Below are 17,884 nucleotides of genomic sequence, written 5' to 3'. Positions count from 1 at the left end.
GCCCGCATCCGGGCTATTCTGTCGGAATGATCGACAGCCTCGCCGCCCTGCTTGCCCCCGTCACGCCGGAACGCTTCCTCGCCGAGCATCTGGACCGCCAGCCGCTGCACATCCGCGGCACGCCGGCCAAGTTCGCGGAGGTGCTGTCCTGGCGGCAGATCAACCGGCTGCTGGACATGACGCATATCTGGACCGCCACCAGCCTGAAGCTGGTGCTGGACGGCACGGCGGTGCCGGCGGAGCAGTTCTGCACCCGCGCCACCAGCCGCGACGGCGCCCCGGTGCTGCAGCCGGACGCGAAGCTGGTGCAGGGCTGGATCGCCAAGGGTGCCAGCGTCGTGATGAACGACGTGGACAGCCTCAGCCCCGGCCTCGCCAGCGTGTCCAACGCGCTGGAAGGCGCCGGGCTCGGCAAGGCGCAGGCCAATGTCTACATCAGCTGGCAGAGCCACAAGGCCTTCCACACCCACTACGACACGCATGATGTCTGGGCGGTGCAGGTGGAGGGCGAGAAGGTCTGGAACATCTGGGAAGGCCGCGCGGATTACCCGATTCCGCACCCCGCCTTCCGCGGCCAGCCGCAGGCGCATCACGACCAGGCGCGCGGCAAGCTGCGCGGCACCGTGCACATGCAGCCCGGGGACCTGCTGTACCTGCCGCGCGGCTGGTACCACGACGCGCTGGCGGAGGCGCCGGCCAGCGTCCATGTCGCCTATGGCGTGCACGCGCCGCTGGGGATGGACCTGATGAATATCCTGTCCGAGCGCATCCTCTACGACCCGGAATTCCGCAAGCCACTGCCGCGGCAGGATGGATCGAACCCGGCGAAATTCGCACTGACGCAGCGCGCCGGGCTGCTCGGCCAGCGGCTGTCGGAGCTGTGCCGCGACCCCAAGGTGATGGAGGTGCTGGCGCAGTTCGTCGGCAACTACCGCTACAGCCGCGGTGGCTTCGACATGCTGGCGGCGCGCGGCATGGCCCCGGCCTCGGCCCCTGCCGGTACGGAGGCCCCAGGGAAGGCATCAGCGGAGGCCCCGGTCTTCCGCATCCTTGCCGCCGGCGCCAAGCCGGTGCGGCGTGGCGCCGAATGGGTGGTGAAGGGACCGCAGGGCGCCGTGGTGGTCACCCCGCCGGAAGCCGAGGCCGCCGCCTGGCTGCTGGCCCGGCCGGATGTGACGCTGCCGGAACTCGCCGCCGCCGCGCCGTCGGTGGATGCCTCCGGACTGCTCGCCCGTCTCTCGACCGCCGGCCTGCTGGTGCCGGCGGCATGAGGGCGCTTTGGGGCGGCCTCGCCTGGATGCTGCTGGCCGTGCCGGCGGAGGCACAGCCGCGACCCTTCAACTGCGTCGGCGCGGAGCAGCTGGAGGATGACGTGATCGCGGTGCCCTTCGCCCGCAACAGCATGACGCTCGGCCCCGCCGGGCGCAGCGCCATCGCCACCGCGGCGGCGCAGGCGAAGGCGGAGCCGGAGCGGGTGATCTGCGTGCTGGGCCATGCCGACCGCAGTGTGGGCGCCGAGGCCAGCACCCGGATCGCGGCCCGCCGGGCACGTGCGGTATCCGTGGCGCTGGCGCAGCAGGGTGTGGAACGGGACCGGGTGCGGGCGGAGGCGCGGGTCGGCGCCTTCAGCGGCCGGGTGGATGAGCCGGGCGCGCGGGCGGTGACCATAGTGCTGCTGCCGTTGCGCTGAAGATAAGAAGCATTCGCAATTAAAGAAGCGGTTTCGCCTATTCGGCGAAATCATCGGAAATTATTACCGCTTCGGTCTGTAACATCATCCCGAACTGCGGCAGTATCGCCGCGCAGCGCCCGTCGAGGCGCGAGGCTGAACGGGATGGGAGTGCGCCGCGGTGACCGACGAACCGGAGGGTAAGCCGCCGCAGACACGCCGCCGGCTTTTCGTGCTGCGCCTGGCCGCCATGGTCGGCGTGCTTCCCGCCGCGGCCTGCGTGCCGCAGCAGGGCCCCGTCTACTACGCCCCGCCGCCGGTGCAGGTTCGCCGTGGCACCGGGATCAGCGACAGCGACCCGTCCGATGCGCCCGGCAACGGCCGCGGTGGCCATCGCGGCAGCGGCGTCACCGACAGCGATCCGAACGATTCCCCCGGCTTCGGCCGTGGCGGCTATCGCCGGAACACCGGCGTCTCCGACAGCGACCCGAATGATGCGCCCGGTCGCGGCCGCGGCACCTCCTACCGCGCGCCCGTCAATCGCGGCACCGGCATCACGGATAGCGACCCTTCCGATGGTCCCGGCCGCGGCCGTGGCTGGTCCCGCGTGTACCGCCGCAACAGCGGGCTGACCGACAGCGACCCCTCCGATGGCCCCGGCCGCGGCCGCCGCGGCTACTGAAGCGCGGTAGCGTCCCTCCCTGGCCTGCCCTCCCCGCCGGTGCGGGGCCGGCCGCAGCAAGGTTCGTCTGTATGACCCCCCGGCCATTGCGCGCATGAGCGGCTCCACCACACTGGCCGAGGAGGCCTGGCGCCTGGCCTTCGGCAGCCTGCCGATGGAGGACGGGCTGGCGCTGCGCGAGAGCCCCGACTGGCGGCATTTCCCGGGGAATGACCCCGCGCGCTACCGGCACCTGGTCTCGATCGCCGATATCGATGCCTTCCTGGCGACCGACGCCGCCGCCCGGCCGCGCATCTCGATGGCGGATGGCAACCGCAAGGGCAGCGCCGCAGTGCCGGAGGAGGCCTATGCCTTCGAGGATGGCGGCCTGGACCTGCCCGGCCTGTTCGCCACCTTCGATGCCGGTGCGACGCTGGTGATCTCCCAGTTCAACCAGATGCACGCGCCCCTCGCGCGCTTCTGCCGTGGGCTGGAGCAGGTCTACCTGCACGCCGTGCAGGCCAATATCTACCTGACCCCGCCCGGCGCCCAGGGCTTCCGCAGGCACTACGACACGCATGACGTGCTGGTGCTGCAGGTGGAGGGTGAGAAGGCCTGGCGCATCTGGCCCGGCCAGCCCTTCCCCAACCCGACCCGTCGCACCCCCTGGCCTGGTGGGATCGAGCCGCTGGCGGAGGCGGTGAACATCACGCTGCGCCCCGGCGATGCGCTGTATGTGCCGCGCGGCGTGCTGCATGACGCGGCGACGCAGGATGGCGAGCCCTCGCTGCACGTCACCATCGGCTTCATGGAGCCCTCCTTCGCCGAGGTGCTGCGCCTGGCGGTGGATCTGCTGGAGGAATCCGAACCCGCCTTGCGCGCCGCCTTCCCCACCTGGCGCCTGGCCGAGGGCCCCGGCGCGCTGGCCGCGCTGGCGCAGCCGCTGGCGGCGAAGCTGGCGGAGGCGGCGGCGCTGGACCGCACCGCGCTGGCGCTGCTGGACCGGCTGGCGGCGGACCAGCCCGCTTTGCTCGCCCGCGGCCTGTTCCCGAAAGTCCCGCAGGCCGATACGCGGCTGCGCCTGGCCCCCGGCGTGCTGCATGCGCTGGTGCCGGAACCCTCCGGCGAGGGCGCCTCGCTGCGCTGGGCCGGGGCACCACTGGCGCTGACCAACCAGGAAGCCGCCTGGGTGGAGCGCCTGGCGGATGGCGCGACGCCGGCGGAGCTGGGCGAGGACAGCCTGGATTTCTGCCGCAAGCTGCGCCGGCTGGGGCTGCTGGCGGAGGGCTGAGCCCTACTCCGCCGCCGCGACCGCGCCGCGCGGTGGCGGCGCGCTGGCCCAAAGCTCCGGCGCCAGTTCTTCCTTCCGATCCGGGAAGGCCAGCGCGCACAGGAAGGTCACCGCCGCAAAGAAGGCCAGCACCAGCAGCACGCTGCCCAGCCCGCCCGCCGTGGCGTGCAGCCAGGCGATGAAGGGGCTGGCCGCCGCCGCACCGAGGAAGCCAACGAAGAAGCGGATGGAATACAGCTTCGCCCGCAACGCCGGCGCCACGTAGCGCGCCGTCATCGTCTCATTCACCGTCACCTGGCCGAAGATCGCCGCCGCGATCAGCCCCGCCACCGGCAGCACCATCCAGCCCTGCAATTGCGACAGCAGGAGAAAGCCGGGCATCTGGATGCAGGCCAGCGGCAGGAAGACGCGCCGCAGCGTGTTGCGGTCGATCAGCCGGCCGACGGTGAATTGCGTCAGCCCGCCGCAGATCGTCACCAGGAAGGCCAGCAGCCCCACCACCGGCAGCAGATCCGGGCTGTTCGCCAGCCGCTCCGCCATCAGCTTCGGCAGCAGCAGGGTGAAGGCGTTGAAGATGAAGCCGGAGACGGTGGCGAGGCTCAGCAGCACCACCACCGCGCGCCGCACCACCGCGGCCGGGATCTCCGGGAAGGGTTTTCCCGCGGCCTTGTTCTTGGCGACGTCCTCCGGCCCCTCCCGCAGATACAGCAAGCCCACCAGAACGCAGAGCACGCCGGGCACGGCAAAGGCCCAGCGCCAGCCGAGCCAGGCGGCGACGAAGGCCGTCACCACCGGCGCCAGCGCCACGCCGAGATTGCCGAAGACGCCGTTGATGCCCATGGCCGCGCCGACACGCGCACCGGCCGCATCCACCAGCATCGCCGTGCCGATCGGGTGGTAGATGGCGCTGAACGCCCCCATCAGCGCCAGCGCGCCGGCCAGCCAGTACGGCCCCGGGGCGAAGGCGGCCAGCACCAGCGCGGCGCCGCTGCCGAGGAAGAAGGCCGCCAGCAGCGCCGGCCGCCCGAAGCGTTCCGCCAGCCAGCCCATCGGCAGGCTGCCCAGCCCGTACAGCACGAACATGCCGGTCCCCAGCGCCAGGATCGGCCCGTAATCGGTGCCGAACATCGCCGGTTCCTGCAACACGATGGCGAGCACGCCCGTCGCCAGGATCAGCAGCCCGTAATGGGTGAAGATATGCGCCGCGTTGACGAACCAGATCTGCCGATGAGCCGCGTCCATGACCATTTCCCTCGATTGCGGGCATGCTAGCCTGGCGGATCACAGATGGCTCGACAGACCATGTCGCCAATCCGCCAGATTGAGGCCCCCAATCCCGCGCCCAACCCCGTGCCCAACCTCGCACCGGGTCGCGGCCTGCCGCAGGAAGCGGTGGACCGTCCGCTCGCGGCCTTCGCCCGCGACTATCCGGCCGGGGAGGAGGTGCCGCGCCACAGCCACGACCGCGCCCAGCTTCTGTATGCGACGCAGGGTGTCATGCGGATCACCACGGACGATGCCGGCTTCGTCGTGCCGCCCATGCATGCGCTGTGGATGCCCGCCGGCGCGCCGCATGCCGTGGTGACGGAGGGGGGCGTCGCCATGCGCGCGCTGTTCCTGCGCGCCGATGCCGCCGCCGCCGGCCCCGGCGCCACCACGGTGCTGGCGGTCTCCGCTTTGCTGCGGGAGCTGATCCTGGCCGCCTGCGCGGAGCCGCTGGAATGGGACCCGCAGGGCCGCGGCGGGCACCTCGCCGCGCTGATCCTGGACGAGATCGCCCGCGCCCCGTCGCTGCCCTTCCGCGTGCCGGAACCGCGCGACCCCCGCCTGAGGCGCCTCGCCTCCGCCCTGCGCGCCGCGCCGGCCAGCACCCGCACGCTGGAGGATTGGGCGAGCCTGGCCGGCGCCAGCCCGCGTACGCTGGAACGCCGCTTCCGGCTTGAGACCGGCCTTTCCTTCGCCCGCTGGCGGCAGACCCTGCGGCTGGCCGAGGCCGCCGCCCGGCTGGCGGGCGGCGAGACCCCGGCGCGCGCCGCCGCCGCCGTCGGCTATGCCAGCGCGCCGGCCTTCGGCGCCGCCTTCCGCAGCGCCTTCGGAATTACGCCGGGCGCGGCGCGGGGGGAGCGGCCATCCGATTGAACCAGCGCGTGGAGCGCAGCAGCCCATCCGGCCGCGGCGCCATCCCGGCGCCCTCCATCAGCACGGCGGTGCGGCGCTCGGCCTCGGCCGGGGGCAGGCCGGGGGATAGTCGCCGGTACAGCGCAACGCCGCGCGCCACATCGGTGCGGGCGACGCGGCTGCCGGCATCGGCCCGGCTGCGGAGATAGGCCAGCACCTCCCGCGTCGCGGCGGTGCCGGTCGGCTCGCCACGCGCGGCGGCGGCGGCGGCCAGCGCGGCGCGGGCTTCCCGCGCGGTCAGGCCGTAGCGGGTCAGGCCCTCCGCCAGCAGGGCGCGTTCCGTCTCCGGCGCCAGCGGGCCGTCGCGCAGGCGCAGCCGGACGAGGTCGGCGAAGCCGGGCGGGGTCACCGCCTCCGCCCGCAGGGCGCCCGCCTGCGGGGCACCGGCCGCGCAGGCGGCGCAGGGCAGCAGGGTGGAGCGGCCATCCAGCTCCATCAGCCGCAGCTCCACCTGCATGTCCGGGTGGCGGGACAGCACGCCGGCGGCGGCCCGGTCCAGCACCGCCTGGTGCTGGGCCAGCTCATCGGCGCGATCCAGCGACAGGCGGCGGCCGGCGAACAGGTCCATGGCGCCGCAATCGCGGTGGTTCACGAACACCACCTTGCGCACGCCGTGCAGTTGGCGGGAGGCTGCCAGATTCTCCCACAGCGCCTGGCCCCAGGCAGGCCGCGCCGGGTCCACCACGGCGAGCGCGGCGCCGGCGATGCGGAATTCGGAATAGCGGTCGGTGCGGCCCACGGAATCCATCAGCCAGGTCACGTCATCGACCAGCCGCGGGTCGATGCAGCTCACCACGAAGGCATCCGCCTTGCTCGGTACCGGGGTCACTTGGCCACTTCCTCCGTATGGCTGATGCCGCCCAGGCGATGATCGACATGGGAATAGGACAGGCCGGCGGTGAACAGCGCCGCCAGGGTCAGCAGCGCGCCGATCAGCAGCGAGCCGGGATGCAGGATGGAGGTGTCGGTCAGCCTCGCCAGTGTCACGCCGCCGCCGAGGCAGAACAGCGCCACCAGCACCATGCCGCGCGGCTTCAGCACGCCGCGCGTGGTGCGCCACAGCATCAGAACGATCATCGCGAGCAAGGCGCCGATGGCGAGCTTGGCCCAGAACCACGCGAAGCCCTGCAGCACCCAGTGCAGGTAGGAATAGCCGGAAGGGTTGTAGATCGCGAAGACCACGAACAGGCTGAACAACCCGCGCGCCACCACGCCCTGCCAGTTGAAGCGCGCCGCGCTCATGGCGCCCTGGCCGCCCGGGCCGTGGGTGCGGGGACCGTGGGTGCGGGGACCGTGCGCGCGGGGGCCGTGCGGGCGGCGGTGTGCCCCGGCGCCGCGCGCGCCGTGGCCAGCGCGGCAAGCGCAGTGGCAGCATCCTCCATCAGCAGCCGGCGGGCCAAACCCTGCCGCCAGGTCAGCAGCGCCGCCGCCGCCGGGCCGACGAGCGTCGCCAGCGCCTGGTCCGCGGCGCGCAGCTCTCCGCGGCCCAGCAGCACCTCCGCCGCCTCGGTGGCGGCCAATGCCGGGCTTTCGCCGCCGCCGAAACGGGCGCCGAGCCGCATGGCGCCGGCCATCCAGTGCCACAGCCGCCCAGCCTCCGCCGGGTGGCCCATCTCGGCCAGCACCGCGGCGCGCGCGGCGACGGGGAAGCTGGCCGCCAGCTGGCGCGGCAGCGGCGCACCCTGTTCCGCCACGGCATCGAGCGGCGCCAGCAAGGCCTGCCAATCAGCCTCACCTGCGGTCAGCGCCTGCGTCACCGCCAAGGCACGCGGAAAGGGCGCGGACCGCGCCAGATGCGGCAGCAGCAGTTCCGCCCCCGCCAGCGCCAGCAGGGCGGGCTGCGCCTGCAGCGGCGTGGCCAGCAGCAGCAGCAGCAGTGGAATCAGGTATCGCATCAGCCGCATCCCGGATTTTCGGCGCGCAATTCGCCGCGTCTTGCTGCCAGTGCCGCCGCCACGGCCAGGCGCCCCTGCGCCGGCAGGCGCTGTTCGGCACGTTCGATGGCTTCCAGCGCCTGCGCCTCGAAGGCCTCCCGGTTCAGCGCGGAATCGACGCGGTTCAGCACGTAGTCCAGGCCCCAGGACAGGCCGACGCCGCCCGCCACACCCAGCGCCACGCCCGGCGTGCCGCCCAGCGCGTAGCCGAAGGCGCCGCTGGTGGCGACGATCGACCCGGCCTCGCTGACCCGCAGCGCCACGGCGCCGAGCCGCGCCGCCATCGGCCGCATGGAACGCAGGAACACCGTGCTGGTCTCGGCACCTTCCTCCACGACCAGCGCCATTGGGTCGGCCTCCACCGCCTGCCAATCCGCCAGGGGTCGCGCGGCGGCCAGCAGGTCGACCCGCGGCACCGCGACGGCGCCGGGGGCGATCAGCGAAACGCGCGGCAGCGCCTGCGCCTGCCGCGCCACCTCCGTCACCGCCAGCTGCCATTCCGCAACGATCACGTCCCGCACATGCGCGCGGTCCAGCGCCAGCGCCGCGGGCGGGATGGCGGGTTCCAGCACGCGGGTGCGGAAGGCCTCCCGCACCGGGGTGGCCATGCCCTGCGCGATGCGGTCCGGCAGGCTGGAAGCATCCGCCTCCGCCACGCCTTCCGCCAGGTTGCGCGCCGCCAGGCCGAGCACCCGATAAGCGGTCATGTAGCTCTGCACCCAGCCATAGGCCCAGTCGCCGAAGCCGGGCACCGCCTCCCGCGCCGGGGCCAGGCGCATGGCGGCGGCATCCGCCAGCAGGCGATGCGCCATACCTTCCAGCCGCGCCGCCTCCGCCGCCAGATGCGAATCCCAGGCCTGCAAGGCCGCCTCCGGCACGTCGCGCAGGCCGCAGCTTCCATCCGGGTTGCGCACTGCCATCGGTGCCGCCAGGGCTGGCTGCGCGAAAATTAGCAGGGCCAGCGCAACCGCGGCACGAAACCCCTTACTTGCCCCGGCCGCGCGCCCTAGCTTCCGCGCATGGAACATGGTGGCATCGGGATGATCCTGTGGGGCGGGGCGGAAGCTGCGCTCGCCATCCTGCTGGTGCTGGCGCTGCTGCGCGCCGCGAGCGTCGCCTACGCCGCATTGGCGCCCGCGGATGCCGAGGCTGTGCCACTGCTGCACGTGCTGGCGCTGTGCGCCGGCATCGCCAGCGGCGTCACGCTGCTGCTGGCCGTACCGCATGGCGAGAGCTTCCGCCTGTCCAGCATCTTCGTCGTGCAGGGACCGTGGAGCCTGGATCTGCCAGGCTTCCTGCTGCAGCACGGCCTGCCCGGCACGGCGACGCTGCAGAATGCGCGCGACCTGCTGCGCCAGGGTGGCCTCGGCGCACTGCCCGGCGGGCTGGCGCTGCTGCTGCTGGCGACCGGCCCGCTGGCCGCGCTGCGCTGGTGGCGCGGCTGGGCTCGGCTGCGCGCGCTCGGCGCCTTCCTGCTGCTGGCCGCCAGCACGGCGCTGGTGCTGCACTACGCCATCCACCTGCTGGCCTGGATGCTGGCGCTGCTGAATTTCTGGCTGTTCGCGCTGGTGCTGTTCGTCTTCCAGCGCTGGCGCCACGCGCCGCGCGGCGGGGGGCATTGATCGCACCGTCACGTCACCTCCATCAGCGACAGATACGGCCGCGGCGTCAGCAGCGCAGGGTCGCCGACGAAGGGGAAGGCCAGCTTCAGCGACACCAGCAGCACCGCGCCGACGATCAGCGCGATGATGGCGCCCATGGTGTAGTGCAGCGCCACATGGCCGCCGCCGAAGAACCATTGGAAGCTGATGGTGGCGACGGAGACGGTCAGCACCAGCGCCCAGATCAGTCCTGACAGGGTGCGGGACATCACCGAAAGCCGCTCGATCCGCGCCTTCGCCACCGCCGCCAGCCAGTCACCGACATTCTGCTTCAGCGCGTGCTGACCATCGCTGCGTCCCTCGACATCGAGGAAGGCGCGCGCCAGGCGCTGGAAGGCGGCCTCGGACCCGGTGCCGGGCTGGCCCGCCTGCATGACCGGCCAGTCATTCGCCACCACGGCACCGGCATAAAGCCGGATGGCGGTGCGCATCTCGTCGCGCGCCGGGGCTAGGTCCGCGCCGCCGAAACTGTCCACCGCCAATGCCAACATGTAGAGGTTGGACGTCTCCTGCTGCACCGTATCGCGCGCGGTCTGGTAGATGTCCCAGGATCCGACCAGCGCCAGCGCCGCGACCACCGCGTAGATCTCCACCACGAAGCCGTATTTCACCGCGCCGATCTGCGCGTTGGCGGCGAATTCCTGCGGCGTGAAGATCTGGTGCATGGCGTGGCCGAGGGCGAGCGCCAGCAGCACCGGCACGCCCGCCGTCAGCATGATTGCAAGCCAGCCGGGCATGGCCGCGATGTGATGTGGCAGCGAGAATTCCAATTGCCCCTCCTGGGCCACCCCTCGGGGCAACGTCACGCAGCGCTGGCGTGGTCAGTCGTATTCGGCTTCCGTCCAGGCCCAATGCCCCACCGCCAGCCCGGCCGCGCCGCCGATGGCCGCGGCCAGCGCGCCGCCATGGATCAGCACGGACCCGGCAACCGCGCCGGCGAACAGTCCGACGCCGAGCGCCATGGCATGGCCCGCGGTGATGCGCTGCGCCGGCACTGCCGGAATGTTCACGGAAGGCAGCGTGACGGCAGGAATGGCAGGCGTGGTGATGGTCGCCTGCGCCGCAGCATGCTGCGGCGACAGCGCCAGGCCGGCCAGAAGCAGGAACGCCAGGATCGTCTTCATGCGAGTACCCTTCAGCAGGAATTGAGAATCAACCATCGATGGCGCGCCACCAGCGCCGGGTGCGGATCAGCCTGCCATGCGGCTTCGGCGCCAGCTCCAGCTCCTCCATCCGCCGCTTCACGCGGCGCGCGGCTTCCGCTTCCGAAAGCCCGGCGCCCGTGCGGGCGCGATAGAAGGCGACGGCCTTGTTGAAATCCTGCCGCGCGACCCGGCCGCGCCGGTCCGCCATGGTCCGCAGCAGCATGCCGGAGGACCGGCCGACCTCGCCTTCCAGCGCGATCTCATCCTGCTCCGCCGCCGCGCGCAGCATGCCGCTGGCATCTTCCAGCCGCAGCCCGTAGCGCGTCAGCCCTTCCTCCAGCAGGCGCCGTTCCTCATTGCTGTCGAGGAAGCGGCGGCCCTGCATCTGCAGCTTCACCAACTCGCCGAAGCGGCTGCGGCCATCCTGGTCGCCAGCGTTCATCGCCATTCCCCTGCGCAGCCGTTCAATGTGCCAGTGTCGCCGGACGCAGCGAGGGCGCCGTCGGCTCCAGCGGCAGGTCCATGCCCTGCGGCCGCGTCGCCATGCCCTGCACCCGCGCATTCAGCCGGTCGATCGCCCGAAGGATGCGGCTCGCCTCGATGCCCAGCGGCGCATCCGTCGGCGTCAGCACGAACTTCACGCGCGGCAGCGGGAACAGATCCACATCCACCTTGTCCACCGTGAAGCCGCCGATTTCCGTCGCGTCCAGGATGCCGCGCACGATCGTGCGCTGGATCACCGCCATCGGGCCCGGGTTGCGCTGCGCGTGGCGGTCCAGCATCCGCTCGACATAGTCGCGATCCGCCTCCGTCAGCTCCCGCGCCTGGCCGAAGGCGAGGCCGAAGCTCGGGATCAGGCCGATGGAGCTTTCGATCTCCTTCAGCTTGTAGCCGGCGATGTCCATCAGCCAGGTGAAGTCGTCATTCTGTGCGCGGTTGCGGCGCAGCGCGCCGTGGCGGCGCATGAAGTGGCTGGCGCCGGTGCTGAAGCCGAAGATGTCGAGCACGTTGCCCCACAGCTCCCCCGCCCGGTCCACCAGGCCGTCCTCCGACAGATCCTGCAGGGGCACCGTCACCATGGTGCGCGGCGAGGACTGCGGCGATGGCGGCACCGGCTGCGCCAGCGCCACATCCCCGGCCAGCAGCGGCAGCGCCAGGCTTCCCGCAAGCAGCCAGTTGGCGAGGCGGACGGCACGGCGGGTGGGCTGGATGCGCGGCATGGGTTGGGTCTCCGGCGCCGGGTTCATCGGGACAGCAGGGTCATGCGGTCGGCGGTGCGGCGCTGCGCGGCGCGATCCGCCGGCGGCAGCGGCACCAGGCCGGTGACGGAGAGGTAGCCACCAGGGCCGGACGCCGCCTCGCTGGTCGCCTCGTTCAGGAATTCGCGGATGCCGCGCACCACGCCGACGCCTTCGCGCAGCCGCGTGTGCTGCCGCTTGGCGTAGACATAGACGATGCGCGTCGCGACATAGTCCTGCGCGTAGATCGAGCCCTGGGTCGGCAGCACGCCATCCAGCGTCAGCGCCACCAGGTTGCCGCCGCTGGCCTGCAGCTGGTCGTAGGAGATGACGCCGACGGTGCCCGGCGGGCTGGCCAGCAGCGCCGCCGGCACCTCCAGCCCGCCCATCCGCTGCACCCGGCCATCTTCCCGCACCGTCACGCATTTGCCGCGGCGGTACTGGGCCTCGAACAGCAGGCGGATCGCGCGCACGTCGCGGCAGCCGCCTTCCAGGATCATGTCCTCGAACAGCCCGTTGGTGCCGGTGCCGAGATTGGGCGCCAGCACGCGGATCTCGATGCGCGGCAGCGCCGGGGAGACCTCGGACCACAGCGCGCGGCGGTTCGGCACGAATTCCTCATCCACGATGCGCTCCGCCGCCAGCGCTTCCCACACCTGGCGGGAGGTGAGGTTGGTGGTGCCCTCGCCACGCCGCACCGCCAGCAGCACGGCGCTCAGCCCGATCCGCATCTCGACGATGTTGCGCACGCCATTGGTGTCGCAGGTCTCCACCATGCTGCGCGGCATGCGGCGCACCACCACGGCGATGTCGGGGGTCTGTGGGCCGACGCCGGCGCAGAACAGGTCCAGCACGCCGGAGGTCGGCAAGGTGCGCCGCGTCGGCTCCATCACCCCCTCGAAGCGCTCGGTGAAGCTGGCAGCCAGCATGCGGGCGACGGTGCCGGCGGAGGTGGAGGAAATGATCACCAGCCGGTCGCGCATGACGCCCTGCGCCGCGGCGGGCGGCGCTGCGGTGGCTGCGGTGCAGGTGGCCAGGGCTAAGCCCATCAGGAGATTGCGGAGGCGGCCCATGTTGGGACTCCCGGGTCAGTCAGGCGTGAAGCAGGCACCGCGGGGGCGGCGTGATTTCAATTCCGCAGCGTGGCCGCGGCCAGCTCCGGCCGTGGGCGCGGGGCAAGCGCGAGCAGCAGCGTTTCCCGCACCGCCTGCTCCACCGCCATGCGCGCCCGCGCCTGCGCCAGCCAGCCGGCCAGCAGCGGTTGCAGGGTGGGATCCAGCGCGCCGGCATCGGCCACCGCCCCGGCCAGGTCACCCCGGCGAAGCTGCGCGGCAATGCCGGCCACCGCGGCGGCCTGAAGCCCGGCCTGCGGCGGTGCCGCCAGGCCGATGCCGGACAGCACGCCGCGCGCGGCAAGCCCGGCGCGCTGCACCAGCGAATCCTCCTGCGGCGCACGGTCCAGCAGTTGCGGCGCCAGCATCGCGAAGCGGTCCCGCAGTTCCATCCCGCTCGGCAGGCCGCGCGCGGCATGGCTGGCCAGCACCTCGGCCAGCGGGCGCGGCACGGCGCCGGGCGGGGCGAGGGCCATCATCATTTGGTATTCGCGCAGCCAGGGCCGCGGCGTCGCGACGCTGGATTGCAACAGCAAGGCCGCCGCGAGGAAGCGGTCCGCGGTCGGCCCACGCGCCTCCAGAAGCGCCAGGCGCTGTGCCGCGGCTTCCGCCTGCCGTGCCGCCTCCTCGGCCCGCGCGGCGTGCGCGGAAAGCTGGGCATTGGCCTGGCGGAGCAGGGCGTCCAGCGCGGCCGCCCGATCCTCCACCGCCAGCACCACGGGCGGCGAGGACGAGCCGGCGGAGCTCAGCGCGGAAGGCCATAGCAGCACCAGCCCGCAGGCGGTCAGTGAAGCGCCCAGCAGCAGTCCCGCTACCGCATCACGCGCGCCGAGCAGCGCGCCCGGAGCGGCACCCGCGCGGAAGCGGCCGGAAGGCGGGATTGGCGCAGGCTCCGCCCGCGCATTCAGCTCGATCGCCACGGTTTCTGTCGCCCCTGAAGGTGGCTGTTTCCAGCGCCTGCCTGAGCCTAACCGCGGAGAGGTTGTGCAACTGTTAACCCGCGCCGCCGTATGCTGCGGCGCGGAATGATTCGCGGTCGCTACTCGACCGCGGCGGCGTCGAAACCATCCGGCACGTGCCCGCTGGGCCGCGCCATCGCATAGGGGCCGCGCGCCAGGAAGCGGCCATCGCCCGGCTGCGCCAGCACCTGCCCGTCCCGCACCGCCACGCGGCCGCCGGCGATGGTGACGCTGGGCAAGCCGCGCACCGCGAAACCCTCCCACGGCGTGTAGTCGATGGCGTGGTGCAGGTCCGCGTTGCGGATGGTGCGCTCCGCATCCGGGTCCCACAGCACCAAGTCTGCATCGGCACCGGGCATCAGGCTGCCCTTGCGCCCCTCCAGCCCGAACAGCTTCGCCGCGTTGGCAGAACTCAGGCGAACGAAATGCGGCAGGTCGATGCGGCCCTTCGATACGCCTTCGGAGAACAGCACCGGCAGCCGCGTCTCGATGCCCGGCACGCCATTGGGTATCGCGTTGAAGGCGGGCGTGCCATCGGCGCGCAGATTGGCACTGCCCATGCCATAGCCGCCACTGCCCGGCGCGCGCTTCGCCGTGGCGAAGGAAAAGCCGCAATGGTCGGAGGAGACCACATCCAGCGTGCCATCCAGGATGCGCCGCCAGACCTTCTCGTTCTCGCCCTTCGCCCGCAGCGCCGGCGAACACACCGCCTTGGCGCCGGCGAAATCCGGCCCCTGCAGATCGTCGTGCGACAGGGTCAGGTATTGCGGGCAGGTCTCGCCCCACACCTTCACGCCGCGCGCCCGGGCGCGCGCGATTTCCTCTGCCGCCTCCTCGCAACTCACGTGGAAGATCTGCACCGGCTGGTCCACCAGCTCCGCCAGCGCGATCGCCCGATGCGTCGCCTCCCGCTCCACCACCGGCGGGCGGGACCAGGCATGCTGCAAGGGATCCGTCAGCCCGGCCTTCAGCAGCGCGTCGATGCGCCAGCCGATCGCATCGTAATTCTCCGCATGGATGGTGACGAAAGCCCGGTGCCGCCGCGCCATCGCCAGCACCTGGATCAGCTGCGCATCATCCAGCCGCAGCGGATCATAGGTGAGGAACACCTTCAGGCTGCGCACGCCGCGCGCGATCAGCGCCGGAATCTCCCGCTCCAGCACCTCCGGCGTCGGATCGGTGATGATCTGGTGGAAGGAGTAATCGCAACGCGACTTCGCCGCCCGCGCCTCATACCCCGGCGCGCTGTCCGCCAGGGAATGCCCCTTCCACTGCGGCAGGAAACAGATGAACGACGTGGTGCCGCCCGCCAAGGCGGCCGCCGAGCCACTGGCGAAACTCTCCTCATGCACCGAGCCGTCCTGCGCCAGCTCCTCCAGATGGCAATGCGGATCCAAGCCGCCCGGCGTCACCACCATGCCCTTGGCCGAGACCTCCTCCCGCCCCGCCGCAAGATTGCGACCGATGGCCGCCACCTTGCCATCGACAACACCGATATCCGCCTCGAACACCTCGGCCGCCGTGGCCACCGTGCCACCCCGAACCACCAGATCAAACGCCGCCATCCGAACCCCCTGCACCCGCTCCGCCAGACTGACGCAGCCCCGCGGCGGTTGTCCATCGCCGGGGAGGCTGGGGTGGGGTGGGTTGCGCCCGTGATTTGCAGGGAGGGCGCTGCCCTCCCTCCGTCACGGCAGTGCCGTGACCCCGCAAAGGGCTTTGGCCCTTTGAACCCATGAATCATAAGTGGAGAAGCGGAGGGGGCCTGGGCGACCGCTTGTTCAGCGGTTCATCCGGCCCCCTCCGCTTCTTCGCTTAAAGTCCTCGCGGTCCAGGGGCCCGAGGCCCCTGGCAGGGGGTGCAGGGGAACAGCGTCCCCCTGCAATCACGCAGCGCGACCTTCGGCCACGCCACCCCCCGGGCGATTGGTCAGACCTCGCCGTGGGCTGCGCTGTCGGCGAAGGGGGCGAGGCGGGTGCGGATGAGGGTGGCGATGGCGTCGATGGCGGCGCGGCGGGGGAAGGTGGTGCGGGAGACGAGTTGGATGTCGCGGCCGGTCATGTGGGTCAGCGGGCGGAGTGCGATGCCGGCGTCGCGTGCCACGCCAGCGGCAAGGCCGGGGATCAGGGTCGTGCCGTAGCCGGCGGCGACCATGTTCAGCAGGGTGGAGAGGGAGGAGGCGCGCAGCGCGCCCGCGCGGAGGCCGGGGTTGCCGCAGGCGGCGAGCGCCTGGTCGCGCAGGCAGTGGCCATCGGCGAGGACCAGGATGTCTGGTGCCAGGTCTTCCTCCCGCACGTGGTCCTGGCTGGCGAGGAGGTGTTCGGGGGGCAGGGCGGCGAGGAAGGGTTCGGTGAACAGCGGTTGCGTGTCGAGGTCCGGACCTTCGGCGTCGGTGGCCAGCAGGGCGGCGTCGAGTTCGTGGGTGCGCAGGCGTTCGAGGAGTGCGGTGGTCACGTCCTCCCAGGGTTCGATGACCAAGTCGGGCAGGGCGTCGCGCAGCGGGCCGAAGACCAGGGGCAGCAGGTAGGGCGCCAGGGTCGGGATGATGCCGAGGCGCAGCCGGCCGCGCAGCGGGTCGCGGGAGGCCTGGGCGAGCGCCAGCATGGCGTCGGCGGATTCCACGGCGGCGCGGGCATGCGCCAGCAGGGCTTCGCCGGCCATGGTCGGCACGACGGATTTGTTGGTGCGTTCGAACAGCACCACACCGAGTTCCTCCTCCAGCTTGCGGAGCTGGGTGGACAGGGTGGGTTGGCTGATGTTGCACAGCTCGGCGGCGCGGCCGAAATGTCGGTGCTCCGCGACCGCCAGCGCGTAGCGCAGATCGCGCAGGTTCATGGTGGTGGCGTCCCCTGATTTCTTGTCGTTGACGATAAGACATATCAGGGGGCGGGGCGGTTGTCTGATATATGTGGTCTATCGTCAGGGTTGACCGGGCCGATTTCCGCCCCCTCTTGCGCGGCGGCCCCCATTGCCCCTACCTCCGCCCCGATGATGGCGGCGCGCGTCTTGCGCGCGACGAGGCCCCGAACGGGGCCCGCCGGCAGTCCGGCGAGCCAAGCCGGCGGATGCCGGCGCCCGGCGCTTGAGGGCATATAAAGATGAACTGGATTTCCGACTGGGCGCTGCCGAAGGTGAAGGCCCTGTTCGGGCAGCCGCGGGAGGTGCCGGACAACCTCTGGCACAAGTGCCCCGCCTGCGAGCAGATGATCTTCCACCGCGACCTGGAGCGGAACCTTCTCGTCTGCACCCACTGCAACCACCACATGCGGATGCCGGCCGCGAGCCGCGTGAAGGCGACGCTGGATGAGGGCTGGTCGCGCATCGAGCTGCCGAAGGCCCCGGCGGACCCGCTGCGCTTCCGCGACCAGCGCAAATACGCCGACCGGCTGAAGGAGGCGCAGCAGAAATCCGGCATGGATGATGCGGTGCTGGTGGCGCAGGGCAATATCCTCGGCCGCAAGGCCGTGGTGGCGGTCTTCGAATTCGGCTTCATGGCCGGGTCCATGGGTGCCGGCGTGGGGGAGGCGCTGGTGACGGCGGCCAAGCTCGCCGTGCTGCAGGACAGCCCGCTGATCGTCTTCACCGCCTCCGGCGGCGCGCGCATGCAGGAAGGCGCCATCAGCCTGATGCAGATGCCGCGCACCGTGATCGCGACGCGCATGGTGAAGGAGGCCGGGCTGCCCTTCATCGTGGTGCTGTGCGACCCGACCACGGGTGGCGTCACCGCCAGCTTCGCCATGCTGGGCGATATCCAGATCGCCGAGCCGAATGCGCTGATCGGCTTCGCTGGTGCGCGCGTGATCGAGCAGACGGTGCGGGAGAAGCTGCCGGAGGGCTTCCAGCGCGCCGAATACCTGCTGGAGCACGGCATCCTCGACATGGTGGTGAAGCGCCACGACATGCGCGCCACCCTGGCCCAGGTGATCTCCCTGTTGCGGGAGCCGACGCTGCCGGCCGAGCCGGTGCCGGAGGACCTGCCGGCGCTGCCGCCGCCAGAGACGGTCGAGGCCGAGGCCGTGAAGCCGGCGTGAGCACC

General features: G+C 71.9%; 20 protein-coding genes. 7 read left to right on the top strand and 13 right to left on the bottom strand.

Features of this window, described 5'->3' with window-relative positions:
• Window positions 1-26 precede the first annotated feature (26 nt).
• From HB662_RS08905 to HB662_RS08890, 4 genes are all read left to right on the top strand, one after another.
• A complete protein-coding gene (locus HB662_RS08905; protein WP_168049305.1) occupies window positions 27-1,271 on the top strand; it encodes a cupin domain-containing protein in 1,245 nt (414 codons plus the stop codon).
• On the top strand, window positions 1,268-1,690 hold the full coding sequence (locus HB662_RS08900; protein WP_168049303.1) for an OmpA family protein: 423 nt from the start codon (window positions 1,268-1,270) through the stop codon (window positions 1,688-1,690). The genes HB662_RS08905 and HB662_RS08900 overlap by 4 nt, the downstream gene beginning before the upstream one ends.
• A gap of 160 nt (window positions 1,691-1,850) precedes the next feature.
• Complete coding sequence (locus HB662_RS08895) at window positions 1,851-2,351, top strand: hypothetical protein (protein WP_168049301.1); 501 nt, start codon at window positions 1,851-1,853, stop codon at window positions 2,349-2,351.
• Window positions 2,352-2,445: 94 nt separating this feature from the next.
• Complete coding sequence (locus tag HB662_RS08890) at window positions 2,446-3,621, top strand: cupin domain-containing protein (protein ID WP_168049299.1); 1,176 nt, start codon at window positions 2,446-2,448, stop codon at window positions 3,619-3,621.
• Window positions 3,622-3,624: 3 nt separating this feature from the next.
• On the opposite strand, the gene HB662_RS08885 is transcribed toward HB662_RS08890, so the two are convergent.
• Window positions 3,625-4,863, bottom strand: a complete 1,239-nt coding sequence (locus HB662_RS08885) for an MFS transporter (protein WP_168049297.1) — start codon at window positions 4,861-4,863, stop codon at window positions 3,625-3,627.
• Between the two features lie 45 nt (window positions 4,864-4,908).
• Here HB662_RS08885 and HB662_RS08880 point away from each other — a divergent pair, with 45 nt between their 5' ends.
• Window positions 4,909-5,760 carry an AraC family transcriptional regulator gene (locus HB662_RS08880; protein WP_245185493.1) on the top strand — a complete coding sequence of 284 codons (852 nt, stop codon included), beginning with the start codon at window positions 4,909-4,911 and terminating at the stop codon, window positions 5,758-5,760.
• Here HB662_RS08880 and HB662_RS08875 read toward each other — a convergent pair.
• From HB662_RS08875 to HB662_RS08860, 4 genes are read right to left on the bottom strand one after another with little or no spacing between them, the layout of a single operon-like run.
• Entirely contained in the window at window positions 5,720-6,628 is a 909-nt protein-coding gene (locus HB662_RS08875; RefSeq protein WP_168049295.1) for a hypothetical protein, read from the bottom strand. The genes HB662_RS08880 and HB662_RS08875 overlap by 41 nt on opposite strands.
• Window positions 6,625-7,041: a DUF6524 family protein gene (locus HB662_RS08870; protein WP_168049293.1), complete on the bottom strand. Its 417-nt coding sequence runs from the start codon at window positions 7,039-7,041 to the stop codon at window positions 6,625-6,627. The genes HB662_RS08875 and HB662_RS08870 overlap by 4 nt, the downstream gene beginning before the upstream one ends.
• Complete coding sequence (locus HB662_RS08865; protein ID WP_168049291.1) at window positions 7,038-7,694, bottom strand: hypothetical protein; 657 nt, start codon at window positions 7,692-7,694, stop codon at window positions 7,038-7,040. The genes HB662_RS08870 and HB662_RS08865 overlap by 4 nt, the downstream gene beginning before the upstream one ends.
• Window positions 7,694-8,653, bottom strand: coding sequence for a hypothetical protein (locus HB662_RS08860; protein WP_168049289.1), 960 nt, complete (start codon window positions 8,651-8,653; stop codon window positions 7,694-7,696). Before HB662_RS08860 ends, HB662_RS08865 begins: the two co-directional genes overlap by 1 nt.
• Window positions 8,654-8,752: 99 nt before the next feature.
• Between HB662_RS08860 and HB662_RS08855 the strand changes: the two genes are divergently transcribed.
• Window positions 8,753-9,355 carry a hypothetical protein gene (locus tag HB662_RS08855; protein WP_168049287.1) on the top strand — a complete coding sequence of 201 codons (603 nt, stop codon included), beginning with the start codon at window positions 8,753-8,755 and terminating at the stop codon, window positions 9,353-9,355.
• An 8-nt stretch (window positions 9,356-9,363) separates the two neighbouring features.
• Here HB662_RS08855 and HB662_RS08850 read toward each other — a convergent pair whose 3' ends face one another.
• The 8 genes from HB662_RS08850 to HB662_RS08815 all read right to left on the bottom strand — a co-directional run bounded on the left by HB662_RS08850 (window position 9,364) and on the right by HB662_RS08815 (window position 16,683).
• Window positions 9,364-10,164 (bottom strand): bestrophin-like domain, encoded by an 801-nt coding sequence (locus tag HB662_RS08850; RefSeq protein WP_168049285.1) that lies wholly within the window; start codon window positions 10,162-10,164, stop codon window positions 9,364-9,366.
• Between the two features lie 51 nt (window positions 10,165-10,215).
• Window positions 10,216-10,518, bottom strand: coding sequence for a hypothetical protein (locus HB662_RS08845; RefSeq protein ID WP_168049283.1), 303 nt, complete (start codon window positions 10,516-10,518; stop codon window positions 10,216-10,218).
• Between the two features lie 28 nt (window positions 10,519-10,546).
• The gene (locus HB662_RS08840) at window positions 10,547-10,981 is read right to left on the bottom strand and encodes a hypothetical protein (protein ID WP_168049281.1); all 435 of its coding nucleotides are present in this window, start codon (window positions 10,979-10,981) and stop codon (window positions 10,547-10,549) included.
• Window positions 10,982-11,003: 22 nt separating this feature from the next.
• Window positions 11,004-11,759, bottom strand: a complete 756-nt coding sequence (locus HB662_RS08835; protein ID WP_168049279.1) for a hypothetical protein — start codon at window positions 11,757-11,759, stop codon at window positions 11,004-11,006.
• Window positions 11,760-11,782: 23 nt separating this feature from the next.
• Window positions 11,783-12,850: a PstS family phosphate ABC transporter substrate-binding protein gene (locus HB662_RS08830; RefSeq protein WP_168049277.1), complete on the bottom strand. Its 1,068-nt coding sequence runs from the start codon at window positions 12,848-12,850 to the stop codon at window positions 11,783-11,785.
• A 56-nt stretch (window positions 12,851-12,906) separates the two neighbouring features.
• Complete coding sequence (locus HB662_RS08825) at window positions 12,907-13,809, bottom strand: hypothetical protein (RefSeq protein WP_168049275.1); 903 nt, start codon at window positions 13,807-13,809, stop codon at window positions 12,907-12,909.
• 119 nt (window positions 13,810-13,928) lie between these two features.
• Window positions 13,929-15,413 carry a dihydropyrimidinase gene (gene hydA, locus HB662_RS08820; RefSeq protein WP_168049273.1) on the bottom strand — a complete coding sequence of 495 codons (1,485 nt, stop codon included), beginning with the start codon at window positions 15,411-15,413 and terminating at the stop codon, window positions 13,929-13,931.
• 364 nt (window positions 15,414-15,777) lie between these two features.
• Window positions 15,778-16,683, bottom strand: a complete 906-nt coding sequence (locus tag HB662_RS08815) for a LysR substrate-binding domain-containing protein (RefSeq protein ID WP_168049271.1) — start codon at window positions 16,681-16,683, stop codon at window positions 15,778-15,780.
• A gap of 263 nt (window positions 16,684-16,946) precedes the next feature.
• Between HB662_RS08815 and accD the strand changes: the two genes are divergently transcribed.
• On the top strand, window positions 16,947-17,879 hold the full coding sequence (gene accD, locus HB662_RS08810; protein ID WP_168049269.1) for an acetyl-CoA carboxylase, carboxyltransferase subunit beta: 933 nt from the start codon (window positions 16,947-16,949) through the stop codon (window positions 17,877-17,879).
• Window positions 17,880-17,884 lie beyond the last annotated feature (5 nt).

It is taken from the genome of Falsiroseomonas frigidaquae, assembly GCF_012163145.1.
GTDB classification, from domain to species: domain Bacteria; phylum Pseudomonadota; class Alphaproteobacteria; order Acetobacterales; family Acetobacteraceae; genus Falsiroseomonas; species Falsiroseomonas frigidaquae.
This window is presented reverse-complemented; position numbering and strand designations above follow the sequence as displayed.